Origin of the sequence: Acinetobacter lwoffii, assembly GCF_024129595.1 — a bacterium.
Lineage (GTDB): Bacteria > Pseudomonadota > Gammaproteobacteria > Pseudomonadales > Moraxellaceae > Acinetobacter > Acinetobacter lwoffii_O.
Window position 1 is genome coordinate 1 of the sequence record NZ_JAMXXS010000033.1, and the last position, 18,198, is coordinate 18,198.

General features: G+C 45.2%; 15 protein-coding genes and 1 pseudogene. 6 read left to right on the forward strand and 10 right to left on the reverse strand.

Annotated elements, in window-relative coordinates; translation table 11 throughout:
* Positions 1-95: 95 nt before the first annotated feature.
* The 6 genes from NI466_RS12820 to NI466_RS12845 all read right to left on the reverse strand — a co-directional run bounded on the left by NI466_RS12820 (position 96) and on the right by NI466_RS12845 (position 5,907).
* A complete protein-coding gene (locus NI466_RS12820; protein ID WP_253173780.1) occupies positions 96-1,289 on the reverse strand; it encodes a heme biosynthesis protein HemY in 1,194 nt (397 codons plus the stop codon).
* 6 nt (positions 1,290-1,295) lie between these two features.
* On the reverse strand, positions 1,296-2,135 hold the full coding sequence (locus NI466_RS12825; RefSeq protein WP_253173781.1) for a hypothetical protein: 840 nt from the start codon (positions 2,133-2,135) through the stop codon (positions 1,296-1,298).
* On the reverse strand, positions 2,132-2,911 hold the full coding sequence (locus NI466_RS12830) for a uroporphyrinogen-III synthase (protein WP_253160617.1): 780 nt from the start codon (positions 2,909-2,911) through the stop codon (positions 2,132-2,134). The genes NI466_RS12825 and NI466_RS12830 overlap by 4 nt, the downstream gene beginning before the upstream one ends.
* Positions 2,911-3,834: a hydroxymethylbilane synthase gene (gene hemC / locus NI466_RS12835; RefSeq protein ID WP_253173782.1), complete on the reverse strand. Its 924-nt coding sequence runs from the start codon at positions 3,832-3,834 to the stop codon at positions 2,911-2,913. Before hemC ends, NI466_RS12830 begins: the two co-directional genes overlap by 1 nt.
* 108 nt (positions 3,835-3,942) lie before the next feature.
* On the reverse strand, positions 3,943-4,683 hold the full coding sequence (locus NI466_RS12840) for a LytR/AlgR family response regulator transcription factor (RefSeq protein ID WP_004278633.1): 741 nt from the start codon (positions 4,681-4,683) through the stop codon (positions 3,943-3,945).
* A 69-nt stretch (positions 4,684-4,752) separates the two neighbouring features.
* A complete protein-coding gene (locus NI466_RS12845) occupies positions 4,753-5,907 on the reverse strand; it encodes a sensor histidine kinase (protein WP_191112949.1) in 1,155 nt (384 codons plus the stop codon).
* Between NI466_RS12845 and argH the strand changes: the two genes are divergently transcribed.
* Positions 5,898-7,328: an argininosuccinate lyase gene (gene argH, locus NI466_RS12850; protein ID WP_253173783.1), complete on the forward strand. Its 1,431-nt coding sequence runs from the start codon at positions 5,898-5,900 to the stop codon at positions 7,326-7,328. The genes NI466_RS12845 and argH overlap by 10 nt on opposite strands.
* 15 nt (positions 7,329-7,343) lie before the next feature.
* Positions 7,344-7,613 (forward strand): oxidative damage protection protein, encoded by a 270-nt coding sequence (locus NI466_RS12855; protein ID WP_004278636.1) that lies wholly within the window; start codon positions 7,344-7,346, stop codon positions 7,611-7,613.
* A 662-nt stretch (positions 7,614-8,275) separates the two neighbouring features.
* On the opposite strand, the gene pgsA is transcribed toward NI466_RS12855, so the two are convergent.
* The 3 genes from pgsA to uvrC all read right to left on the reverse strand — a co-directional run bounded on the left by pgsA (position 8,276) and on the right by uvrC (position 11,680).
* The gene (gene pgsA, locus NI466_RS12860) at positions 8,276-8,863 is read right to left on the reverse strand and encodes a CDP-diacylglycerol--glycerol-3-phosphate 3-phosphatidyltransferase (protein WP_016806864.1); all 588 of its coding nucleotides are present in this window, start codon (positions 8,861-8,863) and stop codon (positions 8,276-8,278) included.
* A 107-nt stretch (positions 8,864-8,970) separates the two neighbouring features.
* Complete coding sequence (locus tag NI466_RS12865) at positions 8,971-9,765, reverse strand: thioesterase family protein (RefSeq protein ID WP_253173784.1); 795 nt, start codon at positions 9,763-9,765, stop codon at positions 8,971-8,973.
* 115 nt (positions 9,766-9,880) lie between these two features.
* Positions 9,881-11,680, reverse strand: coding sequence for an excinuclease ABC subunit UvrC (gene uvrC, locus NI466_RS12870; RefSeq protein WP_253173785.1), 1,800 nt, complete (start codon positions 11,678-11,680; stop codon positions 9,881-9,883).
* Between the two features lie 225 nt (positions 11,681-11,905).
* Between uvrC and NI466_RS12875 the strand changes: the two are divergent.
* Positions 11,906-12,971 (forward strand): annotated as a pseudogene (locus NI466_RS12875) (AAA family ATPase).
* Positions 12,972-12,982: 11 nt separating this feature from the next.
* Here the strand turns inward: NI466_RS12875 and NI466_RS12880 are convergent.
* Positions 12,983-13,402 (reverse strand): PH domain-containing protein, encoded by a 420-nt coding sequence (locus NI466_RS12880; protein WP_004729270.1) that lies wholly within the window; start codon positions 13,400-13,402, stop codon positions 12,983-12,985.
* A gap of 586 nt (positions 13,403-13,988) precedes the next feature.
* Between NI466_RS12880 and fadB the strand changes: the two genes are divergently transcribed.
* The 3 genes from fadB (at position 13,989) to NI466_RS12895 (ending at position 18,196) form a co-directional block, all read left to right on the forward strand.
* Positions 13,989-16,139: a fatty acid oxidation complex subunit alpha FadB gene (gene fadB / locus NI466_RS12885; protein WP_253173786.1), complete on the forward strand. Its 2,151-nt coding sequence runs from the start codon at positions 13,989-13,991 to the stop codon at positions 16,137-16,139.
* Between the two features lie 12 nt (positions 16,140-16,151).
* Complete coding sequence (gene fadA / locus NI466_RS12890) at positions 16,152-17,324, forward strand: acetyl-CoA C-acyltransferase FadA (RefSeq protein WP_004729264.1); 1,173 nt, start codon at positions 16,152-16,154, stop codon at positions 17,322-17,324.
* Positions 17,325-17,470: 146 nt separating this feature from the next.
* Complete coding sequence (locus NI466_RS12895) at positions 17,471-18,196, forward strand: hypothetical protein (RefSeq protein ID WP_004729261.1); 726 nt, start codon at positions 17,471-17,473, stop codon at positions 18,194-18,196.
* Positions 18,197-18,198: the final 2 nt, after the last annotated feature.

Below are 18,198 nucleotides of genomic sequence, written 5' to 3' on the forward strand. Positions count from 1 at the left end.
TCGTTTAAATTCCCCATCATTAAATCGAGTTAAATTTTCATATTTCATGGGGCTAGTATAAACAATTTTTTACTTTCGCAAGAGATCTATTATTCTCAAGTCTTAATTTCTATAAAGTTTACATTCGATTCAAATACTGCATTTAACTGCTGTAGCAAGTCCTCCCGATCTTGTAAGGCAGCTTTAATTCTTAAATAACTCATCCGGATATCATCCGGATATAAGTCGAGCAATTGCTGAGCTTGATCTGTATAGCCTGTGGCTTGCAACACATGCCATTTCGCAAAGCTTAAAATCGGTAATGCCGGATATTTGGCTTCCCAGTGCGAAATCTGTTGTGCAATCGCATCATAATCTGGATTTTGCCGCAATAACTGTTGCTGGAACCACAAATAAAAGACATCCTGATTAAATTGCTGTTCCATTAAATGAATCGCAAGCACTTCATGCTCGGCACTCATTTCTGGCATTCTAAATAATAATTTCAACCATAATAATTTGACCGAATATTCACGATCAAATATCTGAGGTTTTAAATCTAAATAACGTTGCTGTAAATAAAATAAATCGTCCTGTGTGGCTTGGTCATAGGCCAGTAATAATTGTTCCAGCCATGATTTTTTTACTTCTTGGTCTAAATGCCCATATTGAGTCGAGCGTAAATATAACCAAGGAAACTGCATGGCAAATACCCCCCACAATGCGACAAGGCGCTGCTCATAGGCTGTTTTAACCTGTATTAACCAAGGTGATAATTCATGCTGATTTAAAAACTCTAAATGGGTAAGTGCTTGTTCACCTTGCTGTTGTGATAAATAAATTTCAATCCGCTGTAATTCTGCCAATTCAAATGCCATGGGATTGGATTGGTTTAAAGCAGTTAATGCATGGGTATATTGCTGTTGTCCCCAAGATAAACGTGCATCAATAATATGTTTAAGCAAACCCGACTTGGTGAAAGACTGCTGAATAAAATCCCGCTGATCCTGCGCAGCGTTTAATAACCAGATGACTGCCAATTGTTCATAAGGGTGCAAGCGGGAAAAACTAAAGACTGTTTCAGTTTTACGCTGTTCACGGCTGCGATACTGCTTGATGGCATACCAGATGCAATGCATCAGAAAACTTACACTGACCAAGGATGCGGCCAAAAACCAGAGGGTAGTTTGTAACTGCCACTCACGCCAATACAGATAGACATAGCCAGCCCCATGTCCATAACTCAGGATACTCAGTCCCGCAATGCCAAGTAAGCAGACAAATAAATAGGCCAGCAGAATCTGTTTCATAAGCAATTAGCCCACTAGGGTGCGTGTGTTTAATAATGGAATCGGAGTAATCGGGGTGGCCCTGATTTGATTCAATTGCTGAATCCATTTTTGGCTCTGTGCATCCGGCAATTGCTCCAAGACTTCAATCACGGCATTCAGTGCTTGCTGAAAAGCGACGGATTGGTCTTTTTGCAAGGTATTTTGTGCGATGAGCAAGCGCAACTGGGCCTCTTTCAGTACCAGATGCCGTTGCATCAAGACTGTGCTTGGCTGATCTGCGGATTCAATCTGAATCCAGCGCTGCCAGAAAGAGCGTTGAGTTTCTGGACGCTGACGATGTGGTGTCTGAATTTCTTTTTCAATTTCAGCATCCATCTGCATCAGGAGTTCTTTTACTTTATTTTGCTGCACTAATCGACTATTCACGAATTTTTTCAGCATGTCCTGATCTTTCGCAATCACTTGCTGCAAACTGCTGACCAAGGCAGGCGCTAAAATATAATCATCCAGCTCATTGGATAACTGAGTTAATTTCTCAATCGCAGTGGCGTATTGTTGCTGTTGCAGTGCAAATTCGATCAGATCCAGATGTTGCTGCACCAAGACAATATCATTTTGCGTTGCATCAGTTGCCGCTTCATTTACTGACGCTTTCGCTGAAGTAGCTCCAGCACTTTCCTGTTGAGCAGAAATCTGGCGTTTTAAAGCCACAAACTGATCATTGAGATTGGCATTTTGCTGCTGTAACTGATTGATGCTTTGATTGAATTCAGTCTGTGCTGTATTCAGAACATGAAAGTCATAGCTAAGCTTGATGAGCCACGCCATACTCAAGATGAACACTACAATGAATAGTTTCTTCATGCGTTCCCTAATATCAGCCTCATTTTCTGCAAGATCGTATTTGCCTCTAAATCATCGACTTGTACGAATTGAAAACTTGCCTGATGCTGCTGTTGATATTCCCCAAGAATAGTGGCCAAACGTGGCCCCAAAACCAAATAACAGGCTTGCTGTATGAACTCTGCACTATCCTGCATAATTGCCAGCCAGTTTAACCAGCTTGCCTCACTAGTGATCAGAACTGCAAAACGCTGCTGCCTCTTAAGCAGCGACAAGTTCTCTGCCAAAATCGTTGCCGTCGTTTCAGGACATTGCCGCCGGTACAAAATAAAGTTTAAAACTTTAATATTGCTGGCACGTAAATGATCCATCATAAATTGACGACCGCCTTCTCCGCGCCAGAAGGCTACACCTGAGCCAGAAGCCAGTTGCTTCAACACAGGCAATTGCAGCATGCCTTCCGAGGTTTCGACCTCAGGCACATGACTATGAATGCCGTAGCTCGCCAATGCCTGTTCAGTGGCTTTGCCCACTGCCACCCAATGCACCTGTGCCAAAGTCGAGAGCGCGACTCCCGCCTGTTGTAAATATTGCATGCCAATCTGGGCGGCCGTCGGACTGACCACCACAATAATCTGTGCCTGCTCCAGCTGCTGATACAAACTCGACAGCTCATCGGAATAAGGCATGGCATGCAGTTCGAGCAAGGGCAATTCTAAAACAGACACTTGCGCTGCCTGTAACTGCTGGGTCAAGCCTGCAGCACGGTCACTGGGGCGAGTATTAATCAATAACATCAGTGTGAATAGAGTGCTTTCAGCAACTCGCCAGCACCTTGATCAAGCAAGTCTTTTGCCAGCTTCACACCCAATTGCTCTGCATCTGCCGTTTTCCCAGTGTGCTGTGCCCGGAGCAAAACCGCTCCATCAACACTGCCCACACGACCTTCGATTGAAATCACACCCTCTTTGAGCGTGGCATAACCAGCAATCGGCACCTGACATCCGCCTTCTAGATAGGCATTAAAGGCACGTTCGGCACGTACACACGCATCTGTATCCGCATGCAGGAGTGGCTGAATCAAGTCCAGCACCGTCTGATCATGAGTACGGCATTCCAGTCCCAATGCCCCTTGACCCACGGCCGGCAGACTGACTTCAGGCGTCAGAGTATGACGAATACGTTCTGCCAGACCCAAGCGTTTTAAACCGGCACTGGCCAGAATAATCGCATCATACTGGCCTGCATCCAGTTTGGACAAGCGCGTGCCGACATTACCGCGTAAATCGATAATATCCAGATCTGGACGCTGTTTTAAAATCTGAGTTTTACGGCGCAAGCTTGAGGTTCCGACTTTGGCGCCTTGTGGCAATTCTTCAAAACTAGTGTAGGTATTCGACACAAAGGCATCTAAGGGATCTTCACGTTCACAGATCACTGCCAGACTCAGACCTTCGGGCAAGGCCATCGGGACATCTTTCATGGAATGCACAGCCAGATCTGCACGACCATCCAGTAAAGCGGCTTCTAATTCTTTTACAAACAGTCCTTTTCCACCAATTTTAGCCAGTGGTGTATCTAGAATTTTATCGCCCTGTGTAACAAAAGTGACTAACTCGACCTGCAAACCAGCGTGCAAATCTTGTAGGCGCGCACGGATGTGTTCCGCTTGCCAAAGCGCAAGTGGACTTTGTCGAGTTGCAATTTTTAGGGTCTTCATAAATTTCAATAACAGTAAATGAGAACAATAGTCTAAACTTAACCTGCTCACTTGAAAATGCAAGTGAATTTATACAAGTTTCAACTGAATGCTCTCATTCATCCCCTGCTAAAGCTTTTGAATCCGATCTCGTAAAAACGGTAAATGTCGCCGACTAACCGCCAAACGGTCATCCAGCTCACGACAACGTACCTGATACTGACCAGAACTCACCACTTCCAGACCATCCAGATAATGCACCGAGATCAAGGCATTACGATGGATCCGGATAAACTGGTTCCCAAACTCCTGCTCTAACTCCTTTAAGGTTTCATCAATCAATACACTGCCGTTTTTATGACGCACAGTGACATATTTCTGATCCGCCAGAAAATAATAGATATTTTCAACTGGCACCAATTCGACACCACGATAGGTCTTTGCCGCAATCTGCTGGCGGCTGATATTGATTTCGTCCATATTTTCTTTTTGTTTTAGTTGGCTCATTTGAGCTTGGGTAAGTTTAGTTAAGTGCTCTAAAACCTGTGCCAATTCCTGTTGCATCACCGGTTTAAGCAAGTAGCCTTCGGCATTTGATTTAAATGCATCCAGCGCATGTTGGTCATAGGCCGTACAAAAGACAATGGCCGGCATTGGATCCAGTTGTCGCAAATGTTGCGCACAAGCCAGTCCATTCATTTCAGGCATTTGAATATCTAATAGGATGACATCGGGTTCGTATTGGTGAGCCAGATCAATCGCTTGACGGCCATGGCTTGCTGTCGCCACCACATCATGCCCCAGTTGAGAGACTAAACGTGATAAACGCTCGACGGCCAAAGGCTCATCATCACAAATCAGGATGTCCATTTCTCCTCCTTACCCAGTTAACATCATCAGATGAATGATAAAGCTAACTGCGATTTCTTTGATTTATTTTTATTTATATTGATATCGCACTACCGTCGTAAACATCCCTTCGCCGGCAAAGGTTTGAAAAGTCACACTGGGTCCATAATAAGCTTGCAGACGCTGTCTGACATTTTCTATTGCAATACCATGTCCCTTTTTTAAAGTTTTATTATCCTGTGCATAAGGGTTCGTTATGATGATATTAATTTGATTTTGCAATATTTCAACCAATATGCTTATGGTACTCTTTGTAAGAATTTTTTCAACTCCATGGAAAATACTATTTTCTAACAAGGGTTGTAAAGTTAATAATGGAATTTGAACTTGTGAGTATAAGTCTTTGTTTTCTAACTTCCATTCGACCTGCAAACGCTCACCTAGACGGATCTGCTCAATCTCCAGATAGCGCTGGCACAGATCAATTTCCTCCTGCAGGCTGACCAGTTTTAATTCCTGAAAACTGGCACGAAATAACCGTGACAAATTCAACAGCATGTGCTCGGCTTTATTTGGATCAATACTGATCAGGCTGATCACACTGTTCATACTATTAAACAGAAAATGCGGCTGAATCCGCGCCTGCATGGCCTGAATCCTAGCCTTCAGCTCACTATGCTGCTGCTGCTCCCATTGCTCACGCAAATAAAGATAGCGAAAACAGAAAGTTCCCAGCAAAATTCCCAGACTTAAATGGAGTCCGACCTGATCCAGCGCAATCACCAGGTTTAAATCTTGAAAATTAAAATTCTGTCCAAAATGTATCAAGATATTCAGGTTCACTGTGGTTAGCAATACGATTGCCTGTAACAGTAAAAATCCGAAAATTAACGCCAGCTTAATTCCCATACGTTGAAAGGCCTGATGGAAGAGTTCAACTAGGGCTGCAAAACATAACAGTACCCAGTTGATATACAGCATATATTGCAGCAGGTGCATACCATTTAAAGCCTGCCAGGATTGCGCTTCTGCGAGCGCCAGAATCATGGCCAGAATATTGCCGCCAGCAAATAGTTCCAGCAAATAGCGTAGATTGCCGATCTGGCTAAAAAAATAGGAATTTTGCGTTTGTTCGTTCATCGATGCGAAAGATTGAGCAGATGTGACTTCGGCAATGGGCTTTGAATTTGTTATACTCTTTTTCGTTCTACTGCTTTTAATCTGATTGAGCCGACATGACCACATCTTCTAATTCCTCTAATCCATCACAAGCCCAGACTTCGGGTATGTGGGGCGGTCGTTTCTCTGAAGCGACTGATGCTTTTGTTGCTGAATTTACAGCATCTGTTCAATTTGACCAACGTTTTTATAAACAAGATATTGCAGGCTCGATTGCCCATGCAACCATGCTGGCAAAAGTGGGCGTACTGACCACGCAAGAACGCGATGACATTATTGAAGGTCTGACTGCAATTCAAGCCGATATTGAAGCAGGCAAATTCGAATGGCGCATTGATTTAGAAGATGTACACATGAACATTGAGTCACGCCTGACTCAGCGTATCGGCATTACTGGCAAGAAACTGCATACTGGCCGTAGCCGTAATGACCAGGTGGCAACAGATATCCGCCTTTATGTGCGTGATGAAATTGATGCTATTTTAGAATTGTTAAAAAAATTACAAAAAGGCATTTTAAGCTTGGCAGCTAAAAACACCGACACCATCATGCCAGGTTTTACCCACTTGCAAACTGCACAGCCAGTGACGTTTGGTCATCATCTCATGGCCTGGTTTGAAATGCTGGTACGTGATTCAGAGCGTCTGATTGATTGCCGTAAGCGTGTCAACCGTATGCCACTGGGTTCTGCTGCACTTGCGGGAACGACTTACCCGATTGAACGCGCCTATACCGCTGAATTGTTAGGTTTTGAAGCCGTTGCTGAAAACTCGCTGGATGCAGTATCGGATCGTGACTTTGCGATTGAATTTAATGCCGCTGCATCTTTAATTATGATGCATTTATCACGTATGTCTGAAGAACTGATTCTATGGACATCTGCACAGTTCAAATTCGTGAATATTCCAGATCGCTTCTGTACTGGCTCTTCAATCATGCCGCAGAAGAAAAATCCGGATGTGCCTGAACTGGTACGTGGTAAAACCGGCCGTGTCTATGGCGATTTGATGAGCCTGCTGACTTTAATGAAAGGCCAGCCTCTAGCCTATAACAAAGACAATCAGGAAGATAAAGAGCCATTGTTCGATGCGATCGATACAGTTCGTGGTTCACTCATGGCATTTGCTGACATGATTCCTGCACTGGTTCCAAACATTGCTGAAATGCGCGAAGCAGCGCTGCGTGGTTTCTCAACTGCGACTGACCTAGCTGATTACCTGGTGAAAAACGGCGTTGCATTCCGTGATGCGCACGAGATTGTAGGTAAAGCGGTTGCACTCGGTGTACAAGAATCTAAAGACCTGTCTGAATTGACACTCGAACAACTGCAACAGTTCTCTGACCTGATTCAAGCAGACGTATTTGAAAAAGCCCTAACTCTTGAAGCTTCGGTGAATGCCCGTAATCACATTGGTGGCACCGCGCCTGCTCAAGTGAAAGCAGCCATTGAGCGTGCACATGCGCGTTTGGAACAACTTTACGCATAATTTTGGAGTATGGATATGTCTCGACAAGTTTTTTGCCGTAAGTATCAGGCGGACATGGAAGGTTTAGACTTTGCTCCATTCCCGGGGCCAAAGGGTCAGGAATTGTTTGACACCGTGTCTAAACAGGCTTGGCAAGAATGGCTAAAACACCAGACTACGCTAATTAATGAAAAGCGTTTGAACGTGTTTGAAGCAGATGCGAAAAAGTTTCTTGAAGAACAGCGTGAAAAGTTCTTTAACAATGATGCATCCCTAGAAAAAGCCGAAGGGCTGAAGCCTGAGTAAAAAAGAAAGCACTGCTTTTCTTTTTTACGTAAGACAAGGACGAAGTCCGCGTAGACTTTAATCTAAAAGAATCTCCAACTTTGGAGATTCTTTTTTATGTGTTGTTCTAAACATTACTCAAGACCAGCTAAGCACGTAGTTTTGAATGTAAAGAGCTCCCCATACAGAAGCTTTTCACATTAAAGCCCTGCTTTTCTTTTGTCACACGAGACAAAGATGAAGTCCGCGTAGGCATAAATCTATCCCCTATCTCAGGGGATTTTTTGACTAAATCTAGCAAATCTTACTAACCAATATTTAGGGCACAAAAAACAGATTTTCACTTATCCTATTTCGTCTATCGAGTCAGTCACTATCCTGCTGAAAAACATTTAGATTTGTATCAAAATAATGGATTGTAAAAGCAATATACAGAGTATTCACAAAACACAACATTCTGCTACAAGAAGCCACATGATTAAAAAAAACTGTCTCTCTATAATGAGCCCTAAGAAGATGAAATATCTTTGAATAACTATAATAATAAGCAACAAATACCCCGATTTCATCCCAGTTCTTCCCCCAAAGACTGGGTATTTTTTTGCCTGCAATTTGCCGATTGGCTTGATAATTTAAGCGCATAAAAAAAGCCCCCTTTCAAGGAGCTTCTCTTTTCATTTCGATTAAGGCTGTTTCAGATATGGCCAAGCCGCTTTCAGATAAATGAACATCGACCATAAAGTGAGTACCACTGCGGTGTATAGCAAGGCATACGCCAGCATTTCTAGCGGTGGCCAGTTCAGCAGGAATACGGTGATAGCGATCATCTGAAAAGCGGTTTTGTATTTACCTACTGTTGAAACCGCGACATTGGTCCGCGCACCGAGTTCTGCCATCCATTCACGCAGGGCTGAAACGGTAATTTCACGCGAAATAATTACAATCGCAGCAAAAGCCATCGACATGGAAGGCTGCCATTGCACCAATACAATCAGTGCAGCTGCGACCATCAATTTATCTGCAACCGGATCGAGAAACCGCCCAAAAGCGGAAGTCTGGTTTAATGTACGTGCCAGATAGCCATCAAACCAGTCCGTTACCGCAGCCACCACAAAGATCGTGGTTAAAATGATATGCCGCGTCATATCGGGGTTATGAGCATCAAAGCCCATTGCAGGCGGCCAGTAAGCCACCAATAAAAATACCGGAATAAGAGCGATACGCGCCAAGGTCAAGATATTTGGAATATTCAGGATACGACCTGTAGTCATAGACACCGCCAATTGTTCCCCTCATGTACGATGAAAATGCACACTTTTTTAGAGGTTTGATCCATCATTAATAGGCTTCACTTTATACGAATTGACTTGCAGTGTCACTAGGCAAACACCGTCACTGTTTGTCTTGCCATCGCAATCAGGCGATTTTCGGCATCCCAGAGATAGGCATGCTCCGTCGCATAACCATCCGCAGCATAGTCGGTAAATACTTTATATTTAAACCAATCATGCAATTGATGTTGAACCGGATGCACATAGGTCACTGTCCAGGTCAGACTACTCGCAGGTGCCATGTTTTTAAACATCGGTAACACCCCGGGTGGCCAGATATCAAAGATGGCCATCAGGTCGGCGACCAAAAATTCACGGTTGTGATGCTTTTCAGGATGAAATCGGCACCAGCCACCAAAGTCCGGACGAGGACTGGCACTACAAGGCAGATTGATATCCGCCCATGCGATTTCAAAATGGTCATAACAGTCTGGCAGACCATAACCCGCAGGAATCTGAAACAGTTGCTCTGGCGCAGCATAGTCGGGTGCTTGAGCTTGTTGCTGTACCTGAATCTCTGAATCACGGGAAATACCAAAACTGGCAACCAGAATACTTTGCACGGCATCATCCTGCCATAGCCGTACTTCGATCGTAGTCACCGACTTGCCTTCTCGCAGGATTTCAGCACTCAGTCGCACCTGGGCTTGCTGAATCGGGCCGACAAAAGTCACACTGCAACTCAGCAGATGCTTGGCGGGATCATTGATCTGTGTAACTGCCTTCTGCATCATCATCGCGGCAGCCAGACCGCCATACAGGGTACGCCCCTGTAGCCATCCCTGTGGAAACTCTACCCATTCCTGTTCGGCAATTTGTGCATAAAGTGCATGCAAAGACATGTTGATCCCTCAGTAAGTCTTGATGCTCAGTATATTCGGCAAAATTCATCAGGTTGTGAATGTCACGTGACCCATGCGTCAATGCGCATTTTTGCCCTTGCATTCGAACCCCAAGTTATTCATGCAGCACTTTATAAATCATCCGCGCCATGACGGAACCCAGTCCCGGTACCAGTTGCAGGTCTTTTTCCGAAGCTTTCAGCACCCCTTGAATTCCGCCAAAATGGGTCAACAGATCACGACGGCGTTTTGGTCCGAGCCCCGGAATCACCTCCAGTACCGACGACCCCCGTTTCTTATCGCGTTTGGCACGGTGCTTGGTAATCGCAAAGCGATGTGCTTCATCACGTACCTGCTGAATCAGATGCAGGGCTTTATGATCCTCCGGCAACTGAATCTTGCTGCCATCGGTAAAATGTAGGGTTTCCAGACCGGGTTTACGTCCCTCGCCTTTGGACACACCCACCATAAAGGCCTCCAGACCCAGTTCCTGCATCACTTCCATGGCCATATGCAGTTGCCCCTTACCACCATCAATCAGGAGTAAATCTGGCAACAGGGCTTTTTTATAGCGACGGGTTAAGGCCTGACGCATGGCGGCATAGTCATCACCCGCCTGAATATCATGAATGGAGAACTGGCGATAGTCGCGCTTGCGCGCGCCACCACTGTCAAAGACCACACAGGAGGCGATGGTATCTTCGCCCATGGTATGCGAAATATCGAAACACTCAATCCGGTCTACAGGACGACCCACCACCTGCTCCAGCTGATGGAAACGTTCATTCAGTTCGAAATGATTGGCCAGCTTGCCCTGAATCGCATGCTGCACATTCATCTGCGCCAGTTCCAGCCATTCCGCACGGGTTTCTCGTACCTTAGACTTGATCTGGATTTTCTTGTCAAAATGCTGCGACAGTGCCGCTTCCAGTTCCTTGCGGTCAGCCACTTCGACATTGACAATCAGCTCGGCCGGAATTTCATCCGCCACCTGAAAATAGAAATTGGCAATAAAATCGGCCAGCATCTGCCCCAGATCATCACTGAGCATATCCGGGAAATAGCTTTTGCCACCGAGCATTTTACCGTTGCGCACATGCATGATCTGCACACAGGTCACCCCGGCCTGATAGGCAATCGACAGGATATCGGCTTCGCCTTTGAGCTTATAAATCGCCTGCTGCGACTGTACGTCTCTTAACAATGCCATCCGGTCACGATAGAACACCGCTTTTTCAAATTCCAGCGCTTCAGCGGCCGCTTCCATTTTTGCGATCAGTTCCTGATTCAGCTCCTTGGTATCGCCCTGCAAAAATCGGATCGAGTTATCGACATCTGCCTTATAGTCTTCCGGAGAAATAAATCCGACACAGGGCGCAGAGCAGCGTTTGATCTGGTATTGCAGACATGGCCGGGTCCGGTTGGCAAAAAAACTGTTTTCACAGGAACGCACATTGAACAGTTTTTGTAGCACCACCAGAGTATCCCGGGCGGTATACGCACTCGGATAAGGTCCAAAAAACTTGCCCACCTGGTGCTTGCCCTTGCCGCGCCCACTGGCTAAACGCGGATAGGGTTTATCTGCCGAAACAAAAATATAGACATAAGATTTGTCATCACGCAGCATGATGTTATACGGTGGATGATGCAGCTTGATCAGGTTCTGTTCCAGCAACAAGGCTTCAGTTTCAGAACGTACCACCAGGGTCTGGATATCATAAATCCGTGCCACCAAGGCCTGGGTTTTGGGATGATCCAGCGTTTTGACAAAATAGCTGGAGACCCGGTTTTTCAGGTTTTTGGCTTTACCCACATACAATAATTCACCGTCTTTGCCATACATCCGGTAGACCCCGGGCAGGCTGGTCATATTCGCCAGGATTTTTTCAATATGGGGGCGTGCGTTTTCGTTCACCTAAAGCCTATTTTTCACCTACAATCTGCAGATATATGTGATGATTGTTGCGTCATTTTCAAGCAAAAACACAAAATTCCCCTGAAGCTGCCACTTAATCTTAAAGTTCCTGTCGGGTTATCCCCCCAATCTATAATCCTCACGACATAAACTGATTGTTAAAAGCTATAAGTTTCAACCTTTAACTTTGTTATGCTCAAAAAGTCTAGTTTTGAGATGATTCGCATGACCCTGCAGCAATCGGGCATTCATATTGTTCAACCCTCCACCTCCACCCATCACCCGTCTGAACGTGCTCGCCTGATTGGTAAACCGCGTTTTCATTTCGAGCCGAGCGAGTAAGGTAATGCAACTGCTACGTGAACGGATTATTGGGCAGGATGCAGCCCTGAATGAAATTGAAAAAATGTTGCATGTGGTCAAGGCAGATTTTTCCAGTCCGGATCGCCCTTTGTCGGTTACCTTGATGCTGGGCCCTACTGGCGTCGGTAAAACAGAAACCGTGCGTCTGATTGCCGATGCGATCTATGGCCGCCCGGATGCCTTTTGCCGGATTGATATGAATACTCTGGCACAGGAACATTATGCGGCGGCTTTGACCGGCGCACCGCCCGGTTATGTGGGATCAAAGGAAGGTCACAGCCTGTTTGATGAAACTGCGATTGCCGGCAGCCACACCCGACCCGGCATCATGCTGTTTGATGAACTGGAAAAAGCCAGCAACGAGGTGATTCGCGGCTTGATGAACGTGCTGGATACTGGCCGGCTGACCTTAACAGCGGGTACCAAAACTATCGATTTTCGCAACTGCATGATCTTTATGACCAGCAATGTCGGGGCACAGGCCGCTCAGCAATATCTGGACAAACTCAGCTATCTGCCAGAAAAAATGCAGGTCCTGTGTCTGAAGCGCGTTCCCATCCAGCGCATCATTGAAAAAGTCATGCAGCGTAAATTCGACCCCGAGTTTCTGAACCGGATTGACCGCAGCCTACATTATCAGGCGGTACAGCATGATGCCCTGCCACGTCTGGTCGAAATTGAACTGGATAAACTGAACAAGCGCTTGCAACATCAGCAACGCAGCGTGCATTTAAGCGCTGCAGCCAAAGCCTATTTCTATCAGGACCATGATATTCGTTACGGCGCCCGACATTTGGGCCGCAAGATGCGTACCGAACTGGAGCCGATTCTGGCGCTGTATTTTTTAAACCAGCCTGAGCAATTCAGTCTGCACCTGGACTGTTTCGATGGACAGCTGGTGGTTCTGCCTGAGCAAGCAAAAGCTTAAATCATACAGACTCACTTTCCGTTTTTATTCGGCTGAAGCACCTGTATAAAAGCAGTTTGATCTTTGGGTGAAACCAATATAAATTTCTGCACGCCCGCATCAGTATAGTCAATCCGCAGACGCTTTAAAGATAAGGCTGGCGCAATGATAGAGTGGTCTGTGGGCTGAATGGATTGGATTTCACTTAACGGAATCTTCCAGCTTAACCACAGGCTTTTTATGGTCAATATCCCATTGTCCACCACATAGCGCGTACTCCACAGCGGCCACCATAGAATAAGAATGGTCAGGACATAAACTGCAGTATGCAGCGGATATTGCTGCATGGTCCCTTTGGCCTGCATGGTTAGCAGCAGTTGCAGCAGCAGGCCACTCATACAAATCACAAAAGCCAGCAACCACCAGTCTTTTTTAGAACGAAACATGTGCATCGATATCCCCCATATCTTGGTGCAAGATCATCATAAACAATTCCATAGCAGATGACAGGGATTCAACCCGGCAGGATAGAAATTATTTCAAATCACACATCGACAGGATCGTTCTCATTTTCGATCTCCTCAGAAAAGTTCAGCAGCCGGAATGAGCTACTGCGCTTTTATTTGTGCTGATTGAACAATATCAGTAAAGACCTGAAAGTCCTGCGCTCAGCATGATTCGAGGCTAAAAATGGCACATTCAAGGATGAAAATTGACTGAATTGACAAAACTCCGCTAGAAATGCACCTTGAAAATTAGTCACCCTGCTCCATATCTATCTGGCTGATTGATAAAAAATAATGAATTGAAACAGAATCTTTGGTTCATCTGCTTTTAGAAAACTGATAGGAAAAATCATAGCGGGTCAGATCAGTCTGGCAGAAATTGATGACCATTGCGTCACGGCTTGATACAACTTGTTATGTTCTTTTTGGATATAGTTATCGTAAGATTAGCGAAGTCAAAAAGTGCGCGGGACATGCGCACTTGCTTCACAACATCAACTTAGAAGTCCTCCAAAATAAAGGAGATCAGGGCATGATCCACGCTGGCAATGCCATTACCGTCCAAATGCTTGAGGACGGGATTGCAGAATTCCGCTTTGACTTACAAGGTGAGTCCGTTAACAAATTCAACCGTGCAACGATTGAAGATTTCAAGGCTGCTATCGAAGCCGTCTCCCATGCCGATATTCAAGGTCTGATTGTGACTTCAGGCAAATCTACATTTATTGTAGGTGCTGATATCACTGAATTCGGCGACAACTTTGCTCAGGGTGAACAAGCGATTGTTGACTGGGCAATGCCAGTACATGAAATTTTTAACAGCTTCGAAGACCTCGACATTCCTAAAGTGGCTGCCATTAATGGCATGGCACTCGGTGGCGGTTTCGAAATGTGCCTGGTGTGTGATTACCGTGTCATGTCAGAACAGGCGCAAGTGGGCCTGCCTGAAATCAAGCTGGGTATCTTCCCAGGCTTCGGTGGTACAGTGCGTTTAAGCCGTCTGATCGGTATCGACAACGCGGTAGAATGGATGGCAATGGCCAATCCTAAAAAGCCGGCTGCTGCACTGAAAGACGGCGCAGTCGATGCTGTCGTTCCTGCTGACAAGCTACAAGATGCTGCACTTGATCTGGTGAAACAGGCGATTCATGGCCGTTTAGACTGGAAAACCAAGCGTCAGGAAAAACTCGATCCAGTTAAACTCAGCCCGATCGAACAGATGATGGCGTTTAACTCATCGAAAGGCATGGTTCTGGCAAAAGCTAATCCAGCTCAATACCCTGCACCAAAATTACTGCTTGATTCTCTTCAAGCGGGTGCGAGCCTGCATCGTGATGACGCGCTGAAAGCGGAAGCTGAAGGTTTTGCTAAAGCAGCAGTCACACCACAAGCAGGTGCCTTGATCGGTTTGTTCCTGAATGACCAGATCGTGAAAAAAACCTCGAAGCGCTATGAAAAAGGTGCGCATCCAGTGAACCAGGCGGCTGTTCTAGGCGCAGGTATCATGGGTGGTGGTATTGCTTACCAGGCGGCAAGCAAAGGCACACCGATCATCATGAAAGACATCGGTAACCAGCAACTTGCTTTGGGTATGAAAGAAGCCAATGGTTTACTGACCAAACAAGTTGAACGTAAGAAGATGAAGCCTGCTCAAATGGGTGAAACTCTTGCGCGCATCCGTCCAACTTTAAGCTATGACGAGTTTAAAGAAGTGGACATCGTGATCGAAGCCGTGACTGAAAATCCAAAAGTCAAAGGTATCGTACTGAAAGAAACTGAAGCAAAAGTTCGTGAAAACACGATCATTGCATCTAATACTTCTACGATTTCAATCACGCGTCTGGCTGAAAACCTGGAACGTCCTGAAAACTTCGTCGGTATGCACTTCTTTAACCCGGTACACATGATGCCACTGGTTGAAGTGATTCGCGGTGCGAAGACTTCTGACGAAGCGATTGCAACGACTGTGGTGCTTGCTCAGAAAATGGGTAAAACACCAATCGTGGTCAATGACTGCCCGGGCTTCCTGGTCAACCGCGTACTGTTCCCTTACTTCGGTGCATTTGACCTGTTGCTTAAAGATGGCGCTGACTTCCAGCAAATCGATAAAGTCATGGAAAAATTCGGCTGGCCTATGGGCCCTGCTTACCTGATGGACGTTGTCGGTATCGACACTGGCGTACACGGTGCAGAAGTGATGGCTGAAGGCTTCCCGGATCGTATGAAACCTGATTTCAAAGGTTCGATTCAGGTGATGTACGAAAACAAACGTCTGGGTCAAAAGAACGACGTTGGTTTCTACAAGTATGAACTTGACCGTAAAGGCAAAAAAGCCAAAGTGGTTGATCCAACTGCGTATGAGCTTGTGGCCTCTGTTGCAACTTCGGAAAAACGTGAATTTGACGCTCAGGAAATCATTGATCGCATGATGCTGGCTTTCTGTAACGAAACAGTTCGTTGCCTGGAAGACAACATTGTAGCGACTGCTGCTGAAGCAGATATGGCGATGATCATGGGTGTTGGTTTCCCGCCATTCCGTGGTGGTCCATGCCGTTACATCGATCAAACCGGTGTAGCTGAGTATGTTGCGCTTTGCAATAAGTATGCGCACCTTGGTAAAGCTTATGAAGCGCCAGAAATGTTGCGTGACATGGCTGCTAACAACAAAAAATTCTACGGTTAAGGAGCAACGTGAATGGCTACTTTAAATCCACGTGACGTTGTCATCGTCGATGGCGTACGTTCAGCAATGGGTAAAACCAAAAACGGTATGTTCCGCAATGTACGTGCCGACTCGATGTCTGCTGAGCTTGTCCGTGCCCTCTTGGTACGTAACGAATTCGACCCGCATGAAGTTGAAGACGTAATCTGGGGCTGTGTCAACCAAACCCTAGAACAAGGTATGAACATTGCCCGTAATATCGCATTACTGGCAGACCTGCCGAAGACCGTTGCAGGTCAAACGGTCAACCGTCTTTGTGGTTCGTCTATGCAGGCGATTCACACTGCGGCTGCGCAAATTGCAACGAACCAGGGTGATATCTTCATCATCGGTGGTGTTGAGCACATGGGCCATGTCGGCATGATGCACGGCATCGACCTGAACCCTGAAGCGTCTAAGCATTATGCTAAAGCGTCGAATATGATGGGCTTAACTGCTGAAATGCTGGGCCGTATGAACGGTATTAGCCGTGAAGAACAGGATGCGTTTGGTGTGGAATCACATCGCCGTGCCTGGGCTGCGACTGAAAATGGTCTGTTCCAGAACGAGATCGTCGGCATTGAAGGTCATAATGCAGATGGCTACAAAATCTTGTGTGATATCGATGAAGTGATCCGTCCAGATGCGAACCTTGAATCGTTCAAATCTTTGCGTCCAGTATTCGATCCGAAAGGCGGTACAGTAACTGCAGCGACTTCTTCAGCATTGTCTGATGGTGCTTCTGCAATGTTGCTAATGTCTGCTGAACGTGCTCAAGCTTTAGGTCTTAAGCCACGTGCTGTAATTCGCTCTATGGCGGTTGCAGGCTGTGATGCGGCGATCATGGGTTATGGTCCGGTTCCAGCAACGCAAAAAGCGTTGAAACGTGCTGGCCTGTCAATTGCTGATATTCAGACTTTTGAATTGAACGAAGCATTTGCTGCACAAGGTCTGTCTGTTCTTAAAGGCTTAGGCATTTATGACAAGCAAGACATCGTGAACCATAACGGTGGCGCGATTGCATTGGGTCACCCATTGGGTTGTTCTGGTGCGCGTATCACAACAACATTGTTGAACGTAATGGAGCAACAAGATACGCAAATTGGTCTTGCGACGATGTGTATTGGCCTTGGTCAAGGTATTGCAACAGTGATCGAACGTGTTTAATGCTTAATTAAATACCGAGATCAAAAGAAACCCCGCTTATTGCGGGGTTTTTTGTAAGCAAAAGATTCAAACAATTGATTTAAATATATTAATGCCTACCTTCATGTTATAAAAATGATATTAAACAAAAATATGAGGGTTAAAATTTGTCAAATCGTGAACTTTTTTCTCAAGAAGAGCAAGAAAATTTCAATACACAATTCTTTGAAAATGATCAGGCACATGAAAAAGCAAATGAGCTTGGATTTTTTGATTGCAACTTGCTATTTAATGCTTTGGAAATTATCGATAATGCTTTTGAATTAAAAGATGAAAATAATGATATGAAGTTTGTGTCACGTTCTGGTGACTTCAAACAGGCTATCGGGCTGGCGTTAAAAAGGTCCCTTAATACAAATTGGCAATTCAAAAATATAGATGGTCAAAGATGTTTAGTTTCAGACGAAGAAAAGAAAATTATTCTTTTTGCTTCTGCTAATCATGCACTAGGATATAGTGACTCACAACTAACTACTGCCTCCCCTAAAGGAATAAAGACTAAAGATAAAGTTCATAAGAATTATGGCTCTTATACTGATAAAGACTTATTTAAAACTTGGATATGTTTTTATCCCTCAAGAAAAGACATTCGCTACCTTCAAGATGATAGATCTCAAATAAAAATAGAATTAGCCTTTCCAACATCTTATACAATTGTGAAAGAGTCAGGAAAAGATAAATTTTTAGTTAAAAATTATTTAATTAGACTCATACTAAACAATCAAAATCCTAATAATGATTTTAATCCAAAGTTAAGAAAACCTAGTCCTGATCTCACTACATCTAGTACAATCACTGAAGAGGATTTACCTATTAACTTGAAAGCCGGCTAGAG

Coding starts and splice junctions, on each gene's coding strand:
- NI466_RS12820 (WP_253173780.1), bottom strand. CDS start 1,289: ATGAAACAGATTCTGCTGGCCTATTTATTTGTCTGCTTACTTGGCATT.
- NI466_RS12825 (WP_253173781.1), bottom strand. CDS start 2,135: ATGAAGAAACTATTCATTGTAGTGTTCATCTTGAGTATGGCGTGGCTC.
- NI466_RS12830 (WP_253160617.1), bottom strand. CDS start 2,911: ATGTTATTGATTAATACTCGCCCCAGTGACCGTGCTGCAGGCTTGACC.
- hemC (WP_253173782.1), bottom strand. CDS start 3,834: ATGAAGACCCTAAAAATTGCAACTCGACAAAGTCCACTTGCGCTTTGG.
- NI466_RS12840 (WP_004278633.1), bottom strand. CDS start 4,683: ATGGACATCCTGATTTGTGATGATGAGCCTTTGGCCGTCGAGCGTTTA.
- argH (WP_253173783.1), top strand. CDS start 5,898: ATGACCACATCTTCTAATTCCTCTAATCCATCACAAGCCCAGACTTCG.
- NI466_RS12845 (WP_191112949.1), bottom strand. CDS start 5,907: ATGTGGTCATGTCGGCTCAATCAGATTAAAAGCAGTAGAACGAAAAAG.
- NI466_RS12855 (WP_004278636.1), top strand. CDS start 7,344: ATGTCTCGACAAGTTTTTTGCCGTAAGTATCAGGCGGACATGGAAGGT.
- pgsA (WP_016806864.1), bottom strand. CDS start 8,863: ATGACTACAGGTCGTATCCTGAATATTCCAAATATCTTGACCTTGGCG.
- NI466_RS12865 (WP_253173784.1), bottom strand. CDS start 9,765: ATGTCTTTGCATGCACTTTATGCACAAATTGCCGAACAGGAATGGGTA.
- NI466_RS12880 (WP_004729270.1), bottom strand. CDS start 13,402: ATGCACATGTTTCGTTCTAAAAAAGACTGGTGGTTGCTGGCTTTTGTG.
- fadB (WP_253173786.1), top strand. CDS start 13,989: ATGATCCACGCTGGCAATGCCATTACCGTCCAAATGCTTGAGGACGGG.
- fadA (WP_004729264.1), top strand. CDS start 16,152: ATGGCTACTTTAAATCCACGTGACGTTGTCATCGTCGATGGCGTACGT.